At 64.5% G+C, this 18,671-nt stretch carries 16 protein-coding genes and 1 pseudogene; 7 read left to right on the top strand and 10 right to left on the bottom strand.

The genetic code is table 11. From position 1 onward, the window contains the following. Nucleotides 1-135 precede the first annotated feature (135 nt). The 4 genes from gcvT to gcvPB are packed head-to-tail and all read left to right on the top strand — an operon-like array spanning nucleotide 136 to nucleotide 4,690. Nucleotides 136-1,305, top strand: a complete 1,170-nt coding sequence (gene gcvT, locus SPBM01_RS09180; RefSeq protein WP_188065206.1) for a glycine cleavage system aminomethyltransferase GcvT — start codon at nucleotides 136-138, stop codon at nucleotides 1,303-1,305. Nucleotides 1,306-1,347: 42 nt separating this feature from the next. Next, the gene (gcvH, locus tag SPBM01_RS09175) at nucleotides 1,348-1,719 is read left to right on the top strand and encodes a glycine cleavage system protein GcvH (protein WP_188065205.1); all 372 of its coding nucleotides are present in this window, start codon (nucleotides 1,348-1,350) and stop codon (nucleotides 1,717-1,719) included. 44 nt (nucleotides 1,720-1,763) lie between these two features. Further along, nucleotides 1,764-3,122, top strand: coding sequence for an aminomethyl-transferring glycine dehydrogenase subunit GcvPA (gcvPA, locus tag SPBM01_RS09170; RefSeq protein ID WP_188065204.1), 1,359 nt, complete (start codon nucleotides 1,764-1,766; stop codon nucleotides 3,120-3,122). Further along, a complete protein-coding gene (gene gcvPB / locus SPBM01_RS09165; RefSeq protein WP_188065203.1) occupies nucleotides 3,119-4,690 on the top strand; it encodes an aminomethyl-transferring glycine dehydrogenase subunit GcvPB in 1,572 nt (523 codons plus the stop codon). The genes gcvPA and gcvPB overlap by 4 nt, the downstream gene beginning before the upstream one ends. A 72-nt stretch (nucleotides 4,691-4,762) precedes the next feature. Here the strand turns inward: gcvPB and SPBM01_RS09160 are convergent, their stop codons facing one another. Further along, on the bottom strand, nucleotides 4,763-5,392 hold the full coding sequence (locus SPBM01_RS09160; protein WP_188065202.1) for a hypothetical protein: 630 nt from the start codon (nucleotides 5,390-5,392) through the stop codon (nucleotides 4,763-4,765). A gap of 211 nt (nucleotides 5,393-5,603) precedes the next feature. On the opposite strand from SPBM01_RS09160, the gene SPBM01_RS09155 reads away from it, so the two are divergent. Next, nucleotides 5,604-6,479 carry a hypothetical protein gene (locus tag SPBM01_RS09155; protein WP_188065201.1) on the top strand — a complete coding sequence of 292 codons (876 nt, stop codon included), beginning with the start codon at nucleotides 5,604-5,606 and terminating at the stop codon, nucleotides 6,477-6,479. Here the strand turns inward: SPBM01_RS09155 and SPBM01_RS09150 are convergent. From SPBM01_RS09150 to hrpB, 5 genes are all read right to left on the bottom strand, one after another. Next, nucleotides 6,436-8,427: an ATP-binding protein gene (locus tag SPBM01_RS09150; RefSeq protein ID WP_188065200.1), complete on the bottom strand. Its 1,992-nt coding sequence runs from the start codon at nucleotides 8,425-8,427 to the stop codon at nucleotides 6,436-6,438. The two genes, SPBM01_RS09155 and SPBM01_RS09150, sit on opposite strands and share 44 nt — an antisense overlap. Before the next feature lie 89 nt (nucleotides 8,428-8,516). Continuing rightward, nucleotides 8,517-9,743 carry a serine palmitoyltransferase gene (spt, locus tag SPBM01_RS09145; RefSeq protein WP_188065199.1) on the bottom strand — a complete coding sequence of 409 codons (1,227 nt, stop codon included), beginning with the start codon at nucleotides 9,741-9,743 and terminating at the stop codon, nucleotides 8,517-8,519. Between the two features lie 131 nt (nucleotides 9,744-9,874). Continuing rightward, the gene (locus tag SPBM01_RS09140; RefSeq protein WP_188065198.1) at nucleotides 9,875-10,123 is read right to left on the bottom strand and encodes an acyl carrier protein; all 249 of its coding nucleotides are present in this window, start codon (nucleotides 10,121-10,123) and stop codon (nucleotides 9,875-9,877) included. Nucleotides 10,124-10,242: 119 nt separating this feature from the next. Continuing rightward, nucleotides 10,243-10,521: an ETC complex I subunit gene (locus tag SPBM01_RS09135; RefSeq protein ID WP_188065197.1), complete on the bottom strand. Its 279-nt coding sequence runs from the start codon at nucleotides 10,519-10,521 to the stop codon at nucleotides 10,243-10,245. A gap of 55 nt (nucleotides 10,522-10,576) precedes the next feature. Then, the gene (gene hrpB / locus SPBM01_RS09130) at nucleotides 10,577-13,030 is read right to left on the bottom strand and encodes an ATP-dependent helicase HrpB (RefSeq protein WP_188065196.1); all 2,454 of its coding nucleotides are present in this window, start codon (nucleotides 13,028-13,030) and stop codon (nucleotides 10,577-10,579) included. Nucleotides 13,031-13,193: 163 nt separating this feature from the next. On the opposite strand from hrpB, the pseudogene SPBM01_RS09125 reads away from it, so the two are divergent. Next, nucleotides 13,194-14,806 (top strand): annotated as a pseudogene (locus tag SPBM01_RS09125) (ATP-binding protein). Here SPBM01_RS09125 and SPBM01_RS09120 read toward each other — a convergent pair. Together SPBM01_RS09120 and SPBM01_RS09115 are read right to left on the bottom strand one after the other, a co-directional pair. Beyond that, nucleotides 14,791-15,570, bottom strand: a complete 780-nt coding sequence (locus SPBM01_RS09120) for a TSUP family transporter (RefSeq protein WP_188065195.1) — start codon at nucleotides 15,568-15,570, stop codon at nucleotides 14,791-14,793. The pseudogene SPBM01_RS09125 and the gene SPBM01_RS09120 sit on opposite strands and share 16 nt — an antisense overlap. A gap of 77 nt (nucleotides 15,571-15,647) precedes the next feature. After that, complete coding sequence (locus SPBM01_RS09115) at nucleotides 15,648-16,688, bottom strand: polyprenyl synthetase family protein (protein WP_188065194.1); 1,041 nt, start codon at nucleotides 16,686-16,688, stop codon at nucleotides 15,648-15,650. A 104-nt stretch (nucleotides 16,689-16,792) separates the two neighbouring features. On the opposite strand from SPBM01_RS09115, the gene SPBM01_RS09110 reads away from it, so the two are divergent. Continuing rightward, nucleotides 16,793-17,071, top strand: a complete 279-nt coding sequence (locus tag SPBM01_RS09110; RefSeq protein WP_188065193.1) for a chorismate mutase — start codon at nucleotides 16,793-16,795, stop codon at nucleotides 17,069-17,071. Nucleotides 17,072-17,075: 4 nt separating this feature from the next. Here the strand turns inward: SPBM01_RS09110 and SPBM01_RS09105 are convergent, their stop codons facing one another. Together SPBM01_RS09105 and SPBM01_RS09100 are read right to left on the bottom strand one after the other, a co-directional pair. Beyond that, a complete protein-coding gene (locus SPBM01_RS09105; RefSeq protein WP_188065192.1) occupies nucleotides 17,076-17,966 on the bottom strand; it encodes a DMT family transporter in 891 nt (296 codons plus the stop codon). A gap of 63 nt (nucleotides 17,967-18,029) precedes the next feature. Further along, complete coding sequence (locus SPBM01_RS09100) at nucleotides 18,030-18,671, bottom strand: heme exporter protein CcmB (RefSeq protein ID WP_410483052.1); 642 nt, start codon at nucleotides 18,669-18,671, stop codon at nucleotides 18,030-18,032.

Raw genomic sequence — 18,671 nt, 5'->3', positions numbered from 1 at the left:
CGAAGGGGTAAGCCATGGGACCGCAAGGTCGCTGGTCAAAGCTCTCAGGTTCCGTGACAGAGGGGGTAACGAACAATATGGTCCGGTTCGGGCCGGACTGCGCGTTGCCATGCCCTCTTACGGAAAGGCCGTCCGATGACCGCCCCGACTAACGATGCTACCGCTCCTTTCGAAGAGGCTCCGCTCGACACGCTGCCGCTCGACGCCTGGCACCGCGCCCGTGGCGCGCGGATGGTCGGTTTCGCGGGCTATCACATGCCTATCCAATATGATGGCATCATGGCCGAACATAGCTGGACCCGCGAACATGCGGGGCTGTTCGACGTCAGCCATATGGGGCAACTGACCTTTTCGGGCGAAGGCGTGGATGACGCGCTGGAAACCCTATTGCCAAGCGATATCAAGCGATTGAAACCATTTCGGCAGCGCTATTCCATGCTGCTGGACGCTGATGGTGGTATCCTTGACGACCTGATGGTGTCGCGTCCCAATGTCCCCGGCGAAACGGGTGGCGCATTCGACGACGCGGCGATCTATATGGTCGTCAACGGCGCGACCAAATATGACGATATCGGCTGGATGATCGAACATCTGCCCGATGACGTCACCATGAACCATATGGCCGATCAGGCGCTGCTGGCGTTGCAGGGACCGCAGGCGGGCGAAGCCATGGCGACGCTGATCCCCGACACCGCCGACCTGCTTTTCATGCAGTGCGGGGCGTTCGATTGGGACGGCGTGCCGCTGTGGATCAGCCGTTCGGGCTATACTGGCGAGGATGGTTTCGAAATCAGCCTGCCCGGCGACGCCTGTGTCGCTTTCGCCGATGCGCTGTGCGCCCTGCCGCAGGTCAAGCCGATTGGCCTTGGCGCGCGCGATTCGCTGCGGCTGGAGGCGGGGCTGCCGCTCTATGGCCATGACCTTAGCCCTGCGGTCAGCACGATTGGCGCGGATCTGGGCTTTGCCATTCAAAAGCGGCGGCGCGAGGAAGGCGGCTTTATCGGCCACGCCCGCGTCATGAAGGAACTGGCCGATGGTCCGGGCGCCAGGCGCGTGGGTCTGCGGATCGAAGGGCGGTTGCCCGCGCGGGAAGGGGCGTCCATCTATGCCGGTGACGTGTTGGTCGGCGAAGTCACGTCCGGCGGGTTCGCGCCCAGCGTCGGCGCGCCGATCGCCATGGGCTGGGTAAGCCTGCCCCATGCGGCGATCGACACGGCGTTGGACATCGAAGTGCGTGGCAAGCGGATTGCAGCTGTGGTTGCGCAAATGCCGTTCGTTCCCCATCAATATCGCCGCAAAGCCTGAGCTTTCGAATTTTCAAGCACATCACTCCGAGGGGAGAATATCATGAGCCGTTATTTTACCGACGAACATGAATGGATCGACGTGTCGGGCGACATCGCGACCGTCGGCATCACCGATTATGCGCAGGAACAACTGGGCGACATCGTGTTTGTGGAATTGCCCGCCGAAGGCACGACCTTCGACAAGGGCGACGACGCCGCCGTGGTGGAATCGGTCAAGGCCGCGTCCGACGTGTTCGCCCCGATTTCGGGCGAAGTGGTCGAAGCCAATGGCGCGCTCGAGGATGAGCCCGCGCTGGTCAACAGCGACGCCGAAGAAGATGGCTGGTTCTTCAAACTGCGCATCGCCGACACCAGCGAGCTGGAAGGGCTGATGACCGAAGCAGCCTACAAGAAGTTCGTGGCCTCGCTTTAATCAATCATAGCCCCTCCCTTTCGAGGGAGGGGGGAGTTTTGGAAATGCGCTACCTACCCCTTACCGACACTGACCGGCAGGATATGTTGTCCGTCATCGGCGCGGCGACCATCGACGACCTGTTCGTGGATGTTCCGCTCGAAGCTCGCCTGACCGACAAGATTGCCGGGCTGCCCGATCATGCCAGCGAAATGGCGGTCGAACGCCATATGGCCCGGCTGGCGGCGAAGAATCTGTCGGCGGGGTCCGCGCCTTTCTTCCTGGGGGCGGGTGCGTATAAGCATCATGTTCCCGCCAGCGTCGATCATCTGATCCAGCGCGGCGAGTTCCTGACCGCCTATACGCCCTATCAGCCGGAAATCGCGCAAGGCACGTTGCAGGTGCTGTTCGAATTTCAGACGCAGGTTGCGCGCCTGCTGGGCTGCGACGTGGCGAACGCCTCCATGTATGACGGGTCGACTGCCTGCTGGGAAGCGATCGGCATGGCGCGGCGCATCACCAAGCGGGGCAAGGCGATCCTGTCGTCGGGCCTGCACCCCCATTATGTTTCGGTCGCCAACACGATGGCGAAATTCACCGGCGATATGCTCGTGCATGAAGCGCCGACGCTGGACGCTGCCACCGACATCGACGCGCTGATCGGCGCGATCGACAAGGATACGTCCTGCGTCGTCGTCCAATATCCCGACATTCTTGGCCGCATCGCCGACCTGACCCCGCTGGCCGATGCGGCCCATGCGGCAGGCGCGCTGCTGGTCGCGGTCGTCACAGAGCCGGTTGCGCTGGGCGCGATCAAGGCACCCGGTGCGATGGGCGCAGACATTGTGGTGGGCGAAGGTCAGTCGATTGGCGTCGGCCTGCAATTTGGCGGTCCCTATCTGGGACTGTTCGCCTGCAAGCAGAAATATGTCCGCCAGATGCCCGGCCGCCTGTGTGGCGAGACGGTGGATGCGGCGGGCCAGCGCGGTTTCGTGCTGACGCTGTCCACCCGCGAACAGCATATCCGGCGAGAGAAAGCGACGTCGAACATCTGCACCAATTCAGGACTTTGTGCGCTGGCGTTCAGTGTTCACATGACCCTGCTGGGCGAACGGGGCTTGCGCGAACTGGCGGAATTGAATCATGCGCTGGCCTGTCAGGCGGCGAACCGTCTGGCCAAGGTGCCGGGCGTGACATTGCTCAACGACAGCTTCTTCAACGAATTTACGCTGGTCCTGAACAAGGATGCGCGTGACGTCGTCCGCACGCTGGCGGACAAGGGCGTATTGGGCGGCGTGTCGCTCGGTCGCCTGTTCCCGCACGCCCCGGCGATCGGCAACGGACTGATCGTTGCAGTCACCGAAACGGTTACGGCGGAGGATATTGAAATCCTGGCCAACGCGCTTGAGGAGGAACTGGCATGACCATGTTGAAGGAAGGTCGCCCGACCACCCCCGAACCCGTCAGCCATGCACATATGGCCCCGGCGACGGCCACCGGCAACCGCGCGCTGATGCTGGAAGAAAAGCTGATCTTCGAAATCGGGTCGACCGACACGACCGGCGTCGATTTCGCGGCCGCGCCTGATGTCGCCAGCCGTCTGGGTGGCCTTGCCCGCACGGATCGCATCGGCCTGCCCGGCCTGTCGGAACAGGAAACGGTGCGCCATTATACCCGCCTGTCGCGCCAGAATTATGCCATCGACCTGGGCCTGTTCCCATTGGGCAGTTGCACGATGAAGCACAACCCGCGCCTTAACGAAAAGGTCGCGCGGATGCCCGGCTTTGCCGACCTGCACCCGCTCAGCCCGCAATCGACGGTGCAGGGTGCGCTGGCGGTAATTCATGAGCTGGCCGAGTGGCTCGTTACGCTGACCGGGATGCACTCCGTCGCGATGTCGCCCAAGGCAGGCGCGCATGGCGAATTATGCGGACTGCTGGCAATCCGCGCCGCGCTGGAAGCACGCGGCGACGCGCGCTCGGTCGTGCTGGTCCCCGAAAGCGCGCATGGCACCAATCCTGCCACAGCGGCCTTTTGCGGCTATAAGGTCGAGGATATTCCCGCCACGCCCGAAGGCCGGGTCGATCTGGCGGCGCTGACCGCTCGCCTTGGTCCCGATGTCGCAGCAGTGATGATCACCAACCCCAACACTTGCGGCCTGTTCGAGCGGGATCTCAAGACGATTTCCGACGCGGTCCATGCTGCGGGCGCGTTCGTCTATTGCGACGGCGCGAATTTCAACGCCATCGTCGGCCGGGTCCGCCCCGGCGACCTGGGCGTCGATGCGATGCACATCAACCTGCACAAGACCTTCTCCACCCCCCATGGCGGCGGCGGTCCGGGTTCCGGCCCGGTCGTTCTGTCGGAGGCATTGTCGCCCTTCGCACCGCTCCCCTTCGTGGAAAAGCAGGGCGACCAGTTCGTCCTGATCGAGGAGGAGTCAGCGCAGGATCATCATGCCGGGACGTTCGGCCGCATGGTCGCCTTCCATGGCCAGATGGGCATGTTCACCCGCGCATTGGCCTATATCCTCAGCCATGGGGCGGACGGCCTGCGCCAGGTGGCGGAGGACGCGGTCCTTAACGCCAACTATATCCTGCGCAGCCTGGACGATGTGCTGGACGCACCCTTCGGTCCCAGCGGGCCGTGTATGCACGAAGCGCTTTTCAGCGATAAGGGGCTGGCCGACGGCTTCACCACGCTCGACATCGCCAAGGGGCTGATCGACGAAGGCTTCCACCCGATGACCATGTATTTCCCGTTGGTCGTCCATGGCGCGATGCTGGTCGAACCGACCGAAACGGAAAGCAAGGCCGCGCTCGACCAGTTCATCATGGCGCTGCGCAGCCTGGCGGAACGCGCCAAGGCAGGTGACGAGTTGCTGAAGGGCGCACCCTATCACGCCCCGCGCCGTCGCCTGGACGAAACGCTGGCGGCGCGCAAACCCGTGCTGACATGGAACGAGCCGGCACTGGCGCAGGCGGCCGAGTGACTCTGTGGATTCCGGGCGAAGCGGGGGCGGGGGTCGATATGCGGCGCCATGCCCCCGCTTCGCTGCGGGCTACTATTGTGCCTGAGCGCCTGACGATGCGCTGAGTGCCAATTCCCCCGAATTTGTCGCGCGGTAACCGACGGCCTGTTCGGCTGCTGCGTTGCGGGGATACCATCTGAACTTCAGATCGCTGTTGGTTTGTGCGTTGACCACGGTGCCGGGCGGGATATGCGCGCTGGTGCCGTGGATCAGAAAACCGAGTGGTGAAATCAACAGGATCGTCGCGAATGAGGCGACCGTTCCGCTCTTGCCCTCATCATTGGCGGCACCGGACAGCGACACCGGACCATTGGGCGTCATCGCCTCTATCAACCGTATTTCGATCTTGCCCTTTTTACCGAAATGGCCGTTGCGCTGTGTCGCTGCCACTTCGGCAGTGACCGGCGATCCAGCCGGTATGACGACCTGATCGCGAAAGAGGACGCTTTCGGCGACTTCAAGATAGATGCGGTCGCCCGGCTTGTTGTCCTTGGTGGAAACCTGCGTTCGTGTTCGCAACGTAACGGGATGTCCAGCTGGCAGGAAGTAGCGCTCACCAGGCCCGCTGGCACTTTCCGGCGCATAGAAATGATAGATATTCTGCGCCTGAGCAGGAGCAGTCGCGGCAATTGAAAGTAAGCCGATCCAAGCGTAAATCTTCATGGGACCCCCCCTGTGTAGAGCCTATACATAGGAACAGGGGATGAAAGCCTGGTTTGCACGGATGGTTAAAGCGCTGCAAATTCAGCAATGACTTGAACGATGAAGTCGAAAAGTCGGTTGGTTCAGATCGGGCATGAAAAGCCATGCTTTTGCTTTTTTGAGCAGAAAAGCAATTCCCACTTTTCTGCGCGATGCTCTAAGGCGTTTGGCGATGCCTGAAACCTTGCTCTCGCTCGTCACCGCTGAACTGACCGCCCCCGCCGATCCCCGCGCAGCGGCGATGGCCGGGGCGCTGGCGGCTCAATATCCCCAGGCCGCGCGCGCCGTGCTATTCTACGGCTCCTGCCTGCGGGAGGCGAACCTCGATGGGTTGATGCTCGATTTCTACCTGATCGTGTCGGATTATCCCGCAACCTATGGCAAAAGCTGGCTGGCGCGGGCCAATCGGCTGATCCCTCCCAATGTATTTCCGTTCGAACATCAGGGGCTGATCGCCAAATATGCAGTGCTGTCCGAAGCCGACTTTGCCCGGCTGAACAGCGCGCAAGCGGACAATGTGTCGCTATGGGCGCGCTTTGCCCAGCCGTCACGCTTGTTATGGGCGGCGGACGATGTGTCGCGGCAACGCGCCGTTGCGGCGGTGGCGCAGGCCGCGCCGACTTTGCTGTCGCTGGCCCGGCCCATGAGCGAGGAAGGCGACGTGCTGGCGCTGTGGCGCACGGGCTTTACGCTCACCTATAATGCCGAACTGCGGGCCGAACGGAAAGGGCGGTCGGTGTCGATCGTGGATGCGGACCCGGACCGCTATCGCCGCTTCGGGGATGCCGCGATGGCGATGGGACTGTCTACTTCGCTGTCGCAGCCGCAGGCGCACTGGCGCGCGCTGCAACGACGCGGAAAATATCTGTCGGTGATGCGCCTGGCTAAGGCCAGTTTCACCTATGCGGGCGGGATCGACTATCTGGCGTGGAAGATCAACCGCCATGCGGGGACCGCGATCACGATCAAGCCTTGGCAGCGGCGCTGGCCGCTGCTGGGCGCGGTCACTCTGCTGCCTGCGCTGTTCCGGGGTGGCGCGATCCGCTGAGCGCGGTGGACAGGGCATTGCCCAGCGCCAGCAGCGTATAGGGCTTGCGCAACACGTCGTGGCCCGCAAAGTCGGCACTGTCCATACTGTCGCCCGCATAGCCGGTGACGAACAATACTGGCAGGTCGGCATAGGCGGCGGGCAGCGCCTTGATCATTTCCGGCCCGGTCATGTCGGGCATCAACACGTCGCTGATGATCAGGCTGATGTCGGCATTATTGTCGAGCAGCCGCGCCGCCTTCGATGGATGGTCGCAGGCGATGGGCAGGTGACCCAGTTCGCCCAGCGCCGCCATCGTCTGGTTCAGCACGCGCGGATCATCCTCCACCACCAATATGCGGGTGGGCGGGTGCCGCACCGGCGCGCGTTCCGTGCCGGTCGCACGGCTGGTCACGGCATCCGCTTCGACTGCCCGGCGAGGCAGGTAGATATGGACGCTCGTGCCTGCGCCCGGCGTGGATTCGATACGGATTTCCCCGGCACACTGGCGCACCAGCCCGAAAATCTGGCTGAGGCCAAGCCCAGTCCCCTTACCTACCGGCTTGGTGGTGAAGAAGGGTTCGAACACGCGGGTCAGCACGTCCGCGCTCATGCCGCATCCGTCATCGCCAACGGTCAGCATGACATAGTCGCCCGCCGCGCAATCGCCGACATCGCCCGCCGCCAGTGTCGCCTGACCCGTTATGATGGTCAGATGGCCCCGCCCGTCCATGGCGTCGCGCGCATTGACGCACAGGTTCAGGATCGCATTTTCCATTTGGTGCTGATCGACGAAAATGTGCCAGCCGCTTGCTTTATGCTCGAACGCGACCTTGATCTGGTCGCCGATCGTCCGGTCGATCAGGTCCGCCATGCCGGTCAGCAAAGCGTCGGGATCGACAGCGCTGGGCAGCAGCGGTTCGGCCCGTGCAAAGGCGAGCAGGCGGCGCGTCAGTGCAGCGGCGCGATTGGCCCCGTCCATCGCATTGTCGAGGTGGCGGGCAGCATCCTGCGGTTTCAGGCGGATATTGCGCTTCGCCAGTTCCAGCCCGCCGACCACGACCGCGAGCATATTGTTGAAATCATGCGCGATGCCGCCGGTCAACTGACCAACGGCGTCCATTTTGTGCATCTGCCGCAGATTTTCCTCCGCCGCTGCCCGGTCGGTCGATTCCTGCTGCAACTGTTGATAGGCTTCGCTCAGTTCAGCGGTGCGCGCGCGGACGGCTTCGTCCAGTCGGTCGGCCCGTTCGGTTTCCATGTCCGCCAGCCGCCGCGCGGTGCGCCGGTCCTTGTAGGCGATATTGGCAAACCATGCGGCGAACAGCACGCAGATCAACAGTGCCAGCCCCAGCAGGCGCGACGTCTTGCCCACAAATTCCGTGCGGTCACCTGCCAGCGTCACGGCCAGGCTGCGTTCGCGCAATCGCGCATTTTCCGCCTGTATCACCTGGTCGAGCAGCGCAGTGATGCGACGCAGATCCTGCGAACTGCCCGCCTGATGGAAGCGGCCCAGCGCCGACATCTTCTGGTCATAGGTAGTGCGCAGGCCGATTTCGTTCAGCGTCTTGCCGCGCTGCTCGAACGCATATTGCAACGCTTCCACATTACCGCGTTGCCATCCGGTCGACCGAGTGGCGTAGGTCAGCGTCTTGAGCAGCGTGGCGGCGGACCGCCACTGGTCCTGAAACAGGCGGCCAGTGTCCGGGTCCAGGCTGATGACATAGCGGGCCAGCGTCACTTCGGCGCGGGCGGTGCGCGCCTCGAACGCGCGTGCCAGCACGATGATCTGGAAACTGCGCCGCTGTTCGGCCAGAGCGCGATCATGGTCCTGCGACGCGCTGCTGGCGCTGTAGAGCAGCGCGCCGAGCGATCCGATCAGCAGGATAACGATCAGCAACGGCAACAGGCGCCGCGCCGCTGCGCGCCACCCTTTGTCGTCACCATCCATGCTGTCGCTGTCTGCCATCGTCCTTCACACTATCCCAGCAGCCATCAAGACGAAACAGGGTCGTTGAAAAGTTCCATCAGCGCACGTTGATCCCGCGCGCCACGGATTCAGCCAATCGCACCCGTCGCCTTGCCCGCCGTTTCGAACATGCCGATAATCTGTTCGACCTGCTCATCGCTATGGTCCGCGCATAGCGAGCAGCGCAGCAGGAAGGTGCCGGCCGGGGTTGCGGGCGGGCGGGCCATGTTGACGTACAGGCCCAGTTCCAGCAGCGTCTGCCAGATCGCGACCGCCTGTGCCTGATCGGTCAGGATGACGGCGATGATCGCCGATTGCGGCGTGGCCGTCCCCAGCTTGAAGCCCAGATCGGTCAGCCCCTGATGCAGCCGCTTGCTGTTCTTCCACAGATGCGCGCGCTTTTCGCCTGCGTGCATCAGCTTGCGGATGCTGGTCGCGGCAGTCGCGACGACGCTGGGCGGCAGCGACGCGGTGAACACATAGGGGCGGCAGACCAGCCGCAATATCTCGAACTTGGGATGGTTGGAGACGCAGAAACCGCCGACCGTGCCGACCGATTTGGAAAAGGTGCCGACGACGAAGTCGACATCGTCCTCGACGCCCTGTTCCTCATAGACGCCCCGGCCATTGGCACCGAAAAAGCCCATGCCATGGGCTTCATCGACAAGGATCATGCAATTGGGATGCTTGCGGATCGCCGCGACCATGGCGGGCAGCGGGGCAATGTCGCCCAGCATCGAATAGACGCCCTCCAGCACCACCAGTTTCAGCGCGTCGGCGGGCAGGCGACCCAGCCGCTTGTCCAGATCCTCGACGCTGTTGTGACGAAAACGCACGATGTCCGCGTCGCCCAGGAAGCAGCCGTCATAGATGGACGCATGGCTGTCGGCATCCAGCACGACATAGTCGCCCTTGCCCGCCAGCGTCGAAATGACGCCCAGATTGGCCTGATAGCCAGTCGAAAAGACCATCGCGCCGCTGGTGCCGTAAAATTCGCGCAGGGCGGTCTCAACCTCGGCATGGCCCTGATAGGTGCCGTTCAGCACGCGGCTGCCGGTCGTGCCAGCGCCATAATCGTCCAGCGCCAGCTTGCCCGCTGCGACCACATCCGGGTCGAAGGTCATGCCCATATAATTATAGGTGCCGAGCAGTATCGTTTCCTTGCCCTTGATGATTGCGCGGGTGGGCGACAGCACCTGTTCCATCACGATGGCAAAGGGGTCGCGCACGCCGGTCGCCAGCAACGCTTCGCGCTCGGCGATCAGGGGATCGAATTTGGAGAAAAGGTCGCGGGTCGGCGTGGCGGCGTCGGTCATGATCTCATTTATCCCAAAACCGTTCGGGCTGAGCGAAGTCGAAGCCCTTGTCCGAGCGGAGCCGAGGCTCTTTGCTTCGCCTTCGCTCAGCGATGCCCTTCGACTTCGCTCAGGGCGAACGGGTGTTGTTCTTATTGTTGCGTTTTCAGCTTGGCGACAGCATCGACCAATTGGCCGACGGTTTCGATTTCCGCCTGCATGTTCATGGTGATCAGAATGTCAAATTCGTCTTCGATCGCGGCGACGAAGTCCATGACGGTCAGGCTGTCCCATTCCAGGTCGCCGGCAAAGCTGGTGGCCTCGGTCAGTTCGACGCCCTTCTTGTTGAAGGGAGCGACTTGCGCCGCGATGCTGTCGAAAATTTCGGTGCGATCCGTCATTTGTACTTCTGTCTTTCCGCCAAAGCACGGCTTTTGCCGCTCAAGGCGGCTCTTTGGCAAGGGAATAAGGCAGTAATCGGGCAGCATCGCGCCCGAAATTGCACCATGTTGGCGTGCCGTTACCGGAAGTTGTCGGCGTAGGCCTGCAATTTCAGCGTTTTGGCGGGGGTCGCTATGACGGTATAGGCAATGCCCTGTTTGTCGGCATAGGCGATCGCCGCGTCCTGCGACGGGAAGCTGAGCTTCACCTGTTGCTGCGTATCGCCCGAACCGGCCCAGCCGGTCAGCGGGTCGGCCTGCTTGGCTTCCGCAGGCGCATATTCCAGCACCCATTTATGGGTCAGTGCCTTGCCCGATTGGAGGGCGTTCTTCTGGTTCTGGTATATGCGCGCGGTCATCGCGATGGGACTCCGTAAATCGTCATGCTGCGTTGCACCAGCGGGCGCGGTCAAGTCAAGAGCGGGTCCGGGCATCGGCGTTTTTGGTGCGCAATGTCGCGCTGGCCCCGGCGGGATCGTCGGGCCAGGGGTGGCGCGGATAACGCCCGCGCATTTCCTTGGCCACGTCGCGCCAGTTACCTGCCCAGAAGCCCGGCAGGTCGCGGGTCGTCTGGATCGGGCGTCCGGCGGGGGAGGTGAGGGAAAGGACAAGCGGGATGCGTTCGCTGCCCACGGTGGGGTGGTCCGACAGGCCGTAAAGCGCCTGCACCCGCAATTCGACGCGCGGGCCGCCTTCGGCGGCATAATCGATGGCGTGGGTGCTGCCAGCGGGGGAACGGAAATCGGGCGGGGCGAGGCGATCGACCTGTTGCTTGCCGTCCCAACCGATCAGGCCGTCCAACACGCCGGACAGTTGCGATCGGTCGATGTCGGACAGGCGGCGCTTGCCCGCCAGCAGGGTGGGGAGCCAGTCGTCGAGCGTGGCGATCAACGCATCGTCGGACAAGGGCTGGAAGTTCGCAAAGGTCGCCCTTATGCGCAATGAAAGGGCGGCGTCCGACCAGGGCAGCAGGCCAAGGCCACCCTGCCGCACGCCGTCGATTAGCGCGGTGACCACGGCGTCGGGATCGGGCCGGTCGTCGGAGCCGGAGGACAGCCGCACCGCCCCCAATCGCCGTTCGCGCAGCGCTTCGATGCCGCCATTGGCGGGGCGGAAGCGGACGGTGCGAGTCGTGGCGATACGGTCGGGAAACAGCGCCAGCACGTCGGCTTCGGCGATCGGCGCAGCGGACAGGATGCGCGCGCCCGCCGCGCTGCCCTGCACTTCGCCCACGGCCAGCCATTCCTCCTGCGCCAGTGGAGAGAGCGGATCGAGCCGAAAGCCGCGCCCGCCCACGCTGGCCCAGTCCGCGCCATCGGCGGAGCGGCGTTTGGCCACGCGATCGGGGAAGGCGAGCGCGAGGCAGAGGCCGGTATCCTGCGTCACGCTTTGCGGCGACGCTCCCCCGACGAGGCGCGCCCAGCGTTTCGCCAAAGCCCGGCCCGCATCCGCCCGCTTGCCGCTTTCGCGCCGCCAGCGTTGCAGGCGCAGCGTCAGGTCGGTGTCCTGTCCGCCGATGCCGCGTTCGCCCAGCAACACCGCGACTTCCGCCGCCGTCTGCGCCATGCCGCGTTCGCCCGCGCGCACCAGCATATGGGCGATACGCGGCGACAAGGGCAGTTTCGCCAGCGCCTTGCCATGCGCCGTGATGCGTTCGTCATCGTCCAGCGCCTCCAGCACGGTCAGCCGCGCGCGGGCTTCGGCGATGGCGGCGGCGGGTGGCGGGTCGAGCCAGCGCAGCGTCGTCGGGTCGCTTACCCCCCATAAGGCGCAATCGAGCAGCAGGCTCGACAGGTCGCTTTCAAGGATTTCGGGTGGGTCGAACGGGAGCATCCCCGCATTGGCCGCCGCTTCCCACAGGCGGTATGCGACGCCGGGCCGTTGCCGCGCGGCGCGGCCCGCGCGCTGTGTGGCCGATGCCTGGCTGGCGCGTTCGGTCACCAGCCGGGTGACGCCCGCCGCCCGGTCATAGCGGGGCCGCCGGGCAAGGCCGCTGTCCACCACGATCCGCACGCCATCGATGGTCAGGCTGGTTTCGGCGATGCTGGTGGCCAGAATGACTTTCCGTGCGCCGGAGCGGGCGGGGCGGATCGCAGCCCGCTGCGCGCCGGGGTCGAGCGAGCCGTGCAGCATATGGACCTCGCAGCCGCTGCCTTCGATTCGTTCGGCGGTGCGCTCAATTTCGCGCACGCCGGGCAGAAAAGCGAGCAGGTCGCCCGTCGCTTCTTCGCTTAGCGCGCGGCGAATGGCGGCGGCCATTTCATCCTCGATCTTCTTCTCCGCGTTACGACCGATGTGGCGCAATTCCAGCGGCTGGATCCGCCCCTCGCTCTCGATCACCGGCGCGGATCGTTCGTCATTGGCAAGCAGTGCGGCAAAGCGCGCGCCGTCCAGCGTCGCCGACATCGGCACGATGCGCAGGTCGGGGCGCAGCGCTTCCTGTGCGTCCAGCGCCAGTGCCAGCCCGAAATCGCTGTCCAGGCTGCGCTCATGCACTTCGTCGAACAATACCGCCGATACGCCCGAAAGCTCCGGGTCGTCCTGTATCCGCCGCACGAAAATGCCCTCGGTCAGCACCAGCAGGCGGGTGCGCGCCGACATCTTGCTGTCCATCCGCGTGGCATAGCCGACCGTGCAGCCGGGCTGTTCGCCCAGCATTTCGGCGATGCGTTCCGCCGCCGCGCGCGCGGCGAGGCGACGGGGCGAAAGCAGCAAGACCTGCCCGTCGCACCATGGCTGGTCCAGCAATGCAGGCGCGACCGCCGTCGTCTTGCCAGCGCCCGGCGGGGCGACCAGCACGGCATTGCTGCCTGTGCGCAACGCGGCGAGCAGGTCGGGCAGCACGGCAAGGATGGGAAGCGCGGTCATGGCCTTCCCTGTCGCGCCATTGCCCGAAAATCGCAAGCGGCGGGAATATCTGGTTGCCGGGGAAACAGTTGCAGTTTCGGACGTTACGCGCACAACATAACTATCGGTCGGCGCCCCCGTGCGAAGGACGACAAGCGGACAGCGCAGCGGGAGAAGGCCGGGAATGTCGGGTTTGACGGGAAGCGAAGACGCCTATCGTGCGCTGTTCGAGACGATGGACGAAGGTTTTTGCATCATCGAATTTTTCGATGGGCCGCATGGACCACTGAGCGACTATATCCATGTCGAGGCGAATGCCGCCTATGAACGCAATGCCGGTATCCCCAATGTCGTCGGCCAGAAATTGCGTGAGATGGTGCCGGACGAAGCCGATGGCTGGGTCGAATTTTATGGCAGCGTGCTGCATAGTGGCGAACCGATCCGGTTCCAGCGCGAACTGGTGGCGACGGGCCGTTTCCTCGAAGTCTCTTCCTTCCGCATCGGTGCGTTCGAAGACAGGAAGGTGGCTGTCCTGTTCAAGGATGTGACGGACCGTATTCGCGCGGAAAAGGCGCTGCGCCTGTTGAACGAAACGCTGGAAACGCGAATCGCGCAGGCGCTGGAGGAGCAGGAGGAAGTGCAGGCCGCGCTGCGCCAGGCGCAGAAGATGGAAGCTGTGGGGCAGTTGACCGGCGGGCTTGCCCATGATTTCAACAATCTGCTGGCAGGGATTTCCGGCGCGTTCGAAATGATCGGGATGCGGCTGGCGCAGGGGCGGGCGGCGGATGTCGAACGCTATCTGGCGGCAGGGCAGGGGGCGACGCGGCGCGCCGCTGCGCTCACGCACCGGCTGCTGGCCTTTTCCCGGCGCCAGACGCTGACGCCCAGGCCCATCGTCATCAACCGGCTGCTGACCGATTTCGCCGAACTGGTGCGCCGCACGGTCGGCCCACAGATCGAGGTGCAGACGATCGCGGCGGGCGGCCTGTGGCCCGCGCTGGTGGACGCCAACCAGTTGGAAAATGCGCTGCTCAACCTGTGCATCAATGCGCGCGACGCGATGCCGGACGGCGGCACGATCACCGTCGAGACGGCCAATCGCTGGCTGGATGAACGCACGGCGCGCGACCATGGGCTGGTGCCGGGCCAATATGTGACTGTCTGCACCAGCGACACCGGAACGGGCATCGAAAAGGCGATTCTCGACCGGGTGTTCGATCCCTTTTTCACGACCAAGCCGATGGGGCAGGGGACGGGCCTTGGCCTGTCGATGGTCTATGGCTTTGCGCGGCAGAGCCATGGCCATGTGCGCATCTATTCCGAAATCGGGCAGGGGACGATGGTGTGCATCTACCTGCCGCGCCACCGGGGCGATGAGGAGGAGGATGTCGCCGACATTGCCGATCCGGTCGCCGAAGCAGAAGCCGGGCAGACCGTGCTGGTCATCGACGACGAACCGTCGGTGCGGATGCTGATGGTCGATGCGCTCAGCGACATGGGCTATGCCTGTCTGGAGGCGGGTGACGGGCCGGCGGGGCTGCGCATTTTGCAATCGCGCGCGCGGATCGACCTGCTGGTTACCGACGTTGGATTGCCGGGCGGGCTGAACGGGTGGCGGATGCGGCGCGGACGCTACGCCCCGGTTTGCGCGTGCTGTTCGTGACCGGCTATGCGGAAAATGCGGTGCTGAACCACGGGCATATCGAACATGGGATGGAAGTGCTGACCAAGCCGTTTGCGGTGGACGAACTCCATCGGCGTGTGGCCAATCTGGTGCAGGATCAGCCCCACAGATAGATGTGGATCGGGTTTTTCGGGTCGATCAGCATCTTGGCCGTCAGCGCCAGCGACATGACGATCAGCAACGGTTTGATGAGGCGCGATCCAAAGCGCATGGCCAGGTGTGACCCCACCTGACCGCCGACGATGCTGCCGATCGCCATGGTCAGGCCCGCGATCCACAGCACATGACCGCCCGCGACCATGGTGAGCAGCCCTGCGACATTGCTGGCGAAGTTCGCCGCCTTGGTCTGGGCCGTGGCGCGCAGGATCGACAGGCCGCCCAGCGCGAGGAAAATGGTGGTGTAGAAAGCCCCTGCACCCGGCCCGAAGAAACCGTCGTAAAAGCCGATGACCCCGACCAGGCCCGAAAGCCCGGCGATGCCAACGCGGGCGTGCCGGTCGGCATCGCCCAGCTTGGGTGAAAAAGTGAAATAGGCCGCGATGGTGATGAGCAGCGCAGGCATCAGCCCGGCAAGGATCGACGGATCGACTCGCTGGAGCAGCCATGCGCCGCCGACCGATCCGACAAAGGCGGCAATCACCGGACCCTTGTAGGTTTTAAGGTCCATGTGTCCGCGCCGGGCATAGGCGACACATGCGCCGAACGTGCCGAAACAGCTTTGCAGCTTGTTGGTCGCCACAGCCTGCACCGGGGGGATGCCCGCCGCCATCAGCGCGGGCAGGGTGATCAGGCCACCGCCGCCCGCCATCGCGTCGATACAGCCCGCCATCAGTGCGGCGGCCATCAGGAAGCCCAGAGTTTCGGGGGTCAGTATCATGCGACTACGGCCTATTCATTCCCGTTCGACACGCTTCGCCCGAACGATGAGGGGAACGAAGGACGTAACCGATATCCTCAATAAGCGCGGGCGGTGGCGAAGGCGACGGCTTCGCTCAGCGCCGCTTTTGCCGCGCCATCGTCGAACATAGCCAGCGCGTCGATCGCCTTTTGACCATAGAGGCGCGCGCGTGCCAGCGTGTCGGCGATCGCGCCGGTGCTGCGCAACAGGCCAGTGGCATGGGCCAGATCATCGTCGCTGATGCGGTGGCCCGTGATGGCGGCCTTCCAGAAGGCGCGATCCTCGTCCGACCCGCGCGCATAGGCGAGGATGACGGGCAGCGTCACCTTGCCATCGCGGAAATCGTCGCCCGCGTCCTTGCCCATGGTCGCGCCGTCCGATTCATAATCGATCGCATCGTCGATCAGCTGGAACGCGATGCCCAGATTATGGCCATAGGTGTCGAGCGCCTGTTCATGCGCGTTGTCGCGGTCGGCGACCACGGCGGATATGCGGCAGGCGGCAGCGAACAAAGCCGCCGTCTTGGCCCCGATGATGTCGAGATATTGGGCTTCGCTGGTGTCGATGTTGCGCTGGGCAGTCAGCTGGTTGACTTCGCCCTCCGCGATTACCGCCGATGCGTTGGCCAAAATCTTGAGAACCTTGAGCGATTGCGCTTCCACCATCAGCTCGAACGAGCGGGAGAAGAGGAAATCGCCCACCAGCACGCTGGCGCTGTTGCCCCAGATGATGTTGGCGGTCTTGCGGCCCCGGCGCAGGCCCGATCCGTCAACCACATCGTCATGCAGCAGCGTGGCGGTGTGGATGAATTCGACCGCAGCGGCCAGGATATAGTGGCTCGACCCGCGATAGCCGACCAGGTCGGCGCAGGCGAGCGTCAGCATCGGCCGCAATCGCTTGCCGCCGCCCGCGATCAGATGCCCGGCCAGTTCGGGGATCAGGGGGATGCGCGACTGCATCTTGTCCAATATCACGACATTCACCGCATCCATGCCATCGGCGACGAGCGCCATGATGGGGTCGAGCGAGGGCGCAGCGATCGGCGCGTCGGGCGCGCGGGCGATGGGGTGGACGTTACCGGGGGCAGGTGCTGTCATGACCTGCGTCCCTTGGCCGGACAAAATGCAGATGGCAAGCGGGAATGGCTTGCGCGCGCCGCCGGATGGCGCAAAAAGCGCGACGATCGACCGGAGGACAAGACGTGACCGATACATTGCAGCGCTATCGCGAAAGCATCGACAATATCGACGCGGCGCTGGTGTTCATGCTGGCGGAACGGTTCAAGGTCACGCAGGCGGTGGGCGAGTATAAGGCGACTCACAGCCTGCCTCCCGCCGACGCAGGGCGGGAGGAGCGCCAGATCGCCCGCTTGCGCCAACTGGCGCTCGACGCGAAGCTGGACCCCGATTTCACCGAGAAATTCCTGCGCTTCATCATCGACGAAGTGATCCGCCATCATGAACGGCTGCGCGACGCCTGAATTTTTAGGCTGGCTCGGTAGTGTCGGGCTTTTTGGCCTGGGACCGGCCCAGCAGCACGCCGCCCAGCGCCAACGCGAAACCGATCAGTTGCACAGCGCCCAGCCGTTCGCCAAACAGCGCCCAAGCCTCGATCGCGGCGAGCGGCGGCACCAGCAACAGCAACATGGACATACGGGTCGGCCCTTGATGGCGCACCAGCCAGACCAGCAGGCTGAGGCCCGCAACCGACAGGCCCAGCACCGACCAGCTTAGCGCAATCCACAAAATGGGCGAATTGTCCCAGCGCCATTCGCCGATGACCAGCGTCGCGCAGATGGCGACCAGCGCGCCGCCCAGATTTTGCACCGCGCCCGACACCAATATCGGGTCGCCCGCCAGCTTGCCCCGCTGGATCAGCGTGCCGCCGGTCATGCCGATAATCGCGACGACGCCAGCGATTGCCGGGATCAGGCTGATCGACCCGGCGCCGGTCCGCGCGATCGCGGGCAGCAGAACGCAGGCGACGCCAGTAATGGCGATGGCCAGTCCCGCCCAGCTGCGCCCCGGCAGTCGTTCGCCCAGCAATCCGACGCTGGCGACCGCGACCATTAGCGGCTGGGTCGCGCCCAGCAGCGACATGATGCCTGCGGGCATCCCATGGCTGACCGCCCACCAGCTGACGGTCAGATAGACGCCGTGCAGCATCGCGCCCGCCGCCAGATGCAGCGCAAGCCGCTGGCCACGCGGCCATGCCTGCCGCGCATAGAGCGCCGCGCCCGCCAGCAGCAGCGTGCTGAGCGTCATGCGGATCGCCAGCACCAGTTCGGGTGTGCCATGCGGCACGACCGCGCGCGCCACGATGAAGCCGGTCGACCAGATGAGGATGAACAGGACAGAAGCGATGATGCCGATCATGGCGCTGCCTTTGGCGGAAGGGCGCAGCAATGTCGAGGCAGGCGAAAGGCGGAAGCCGCCGCGCTATTCCCGCCCGGCGCGGATCGCGGCCCCGCCCGCAAAGGGGGTTATCGCAACCAGCAACAGGGAAGCGGCACCCAGAAATTTGAACGCAGCCCCGCTGCCGTCGCCCAATGTCCCCGCGCCGAATATCAGCAGCGGCACCGCCAGCGGCAGCGCCAGCAACCCGGCCAGCGCGCCGCTGGACCGCAGACCCGCCGTCAAGGTGGCGACCAGCAGGCCGAGCGCGGCGAGCGCGGGCGTGCCGATCAGCAGCCCGGCCTCCAACGTCCATATCGTCGCCCCATCCAGCTTGAGCAGCGCAGCGGCAGGCAAGGTGGCGATCATCAGCGGCGGGCCGAATCCCAGCCAGTGCGCGATCAGGCGGGCGATCACCACTGTCTCCTCACTGATGCCGCGCAGGGCGATCTGGTCCAGCACGCCTGCGTCCCGGTCCGGCGCGACGAGTCGGTCGACCGGCAACAGGCTCGCGAGCAGCGCGGCGATCCACAACATGCCCCCGCCCGTGCGGCGCAGCAGGGCAAGGTCCGGTCCCACGGCAAAGGGATAGAGGCTGGCGACGAGCAGCAGGAAGGCGACCGGCAGCCACAGGCCCGCCGATCGCCATGCCTGATCCAGATCGCGCAGGGCGAGCCGCCAGATCAT

Origin of the sequence: Sphingobium sp. KCTC 72723, from assembly GCF_014280435.1 — a bacterium.
Taxonomy (GTDB): Bacteria; Pseudomonadota; Alphaproteobacteria; order Sphingomonadales; family Sphingomonadaceae; genus Sphingobium.
This window is presented reverse-complemented; position numbering and strand designations above follow the sequence as displayed.

Excerpts from the sequence above, each read along its gene's own strand:
- gcvT (WP_188065206.1), top strand. The coding sequence starts at position 136 with ATGACCGCCCCGACTAACGATGCTACCGCTCCTTTCGAAGAGGCTCCG.
- gcvH (WP_188065205.1), top strand. The coding sequence starts at position 1,348 with ATGAGCCGTTATTTTACCGACGAACATGAATGGATCGACGTGTCGGGC.
- gcvPA (WP_188065204.1), top strand. The coding sequence starts at position 1,764 with ATGCGCTACCTACCCCTTACCGACACTGACCGGCAGGATATGTTGTCC.
- gcvPB (WP_188065203.1), top strand. The coding sequence starts at position 3,119 with ATGACCATGTTGAAGGAAGGTCGCCCGACCACCCCCGAACCCGTCAGC.
- SPBM01_RS09160 (WP_188065202.1), bottom strand. The coding sequence starts at position 5,392 with ATGAAGATTTACGCTTGGATCGGCTTACTTTCAATTGCCGCGACTGCT.
- SPBM01_RS09155 (WP_188065201.1), top strand. The coding sequence starts at position 5,604 with ATGCCTGAAACCTTGCTCTCGCTCGTCACCGCTGAACTGACCGCCCCC.
- SPBM01_RS09150 (WP_188065200.1), bottom strand. The coding sequence starts at position 8,427 with ATGGCAGACAGCGACAGCATGGATGGTGACGACAAAGGGTGGCGCGCA.
- spt (WP_188065199.1), bottom strand. The coding sequence starts at position 9,743 with ATGACCGACGCCGCCACGCCGACCCGCGACCTTTTCTCCAAATTCGAT.
- SPBM01_RS09140 (WP_188065198.1), bottom strand. The coding sequence starts at position 10,123 with ATGACGGATCGCACCGAAATTTTCGACAGCATCGCGGCGCAAGTCGCT.
- SPBM01_RS09135 (WP_188065197.1), bottom strand. The coding sequence starts at position 10,521 with ATGACCGCGCGCATATACCAGAACCAGAAGAACGCCCTCCAATCGGGC.
- hrpB (WP_188065196.1), bottom strand. The coding sequence starts at position 13,030 with ATGACCGCGCTTCCCATCCTTGCCGTGCTGCCCGACCTGCTCGCCGCG.
- SPBM01_RS09120 (WP_188065195.1), bottom strand. The coding sequence starts at position 15,570 with ATGATACTGACCCCCGAAACTCTGGGCTTCCTGATGGCCGCCGCACTG.
- SPBM01_RS09115 (WP_188065194.1), bottom strand. The coding sequence starts at position 16,688 with ATGACAGCACCTGCCCCCGGTAACGTCCACCCCATCGCCCGCGCGCCC.
- SPBM01_RS09105 (WP_188065192.1), bottom strand. The coding sequence starts at position 17,966 with ATGATCGGCATCATCGCTTCTGTCCTGTTCATCCTCATCTGGTCGACC.
- SPBM01_RS09100 (WP_410483052.1), bottom strand. The coding sequence starts at position 18,671 with ATGATCTGGCGGCTCGCCCTGCGCGATCTGGATCAGGCATGGCGATCG.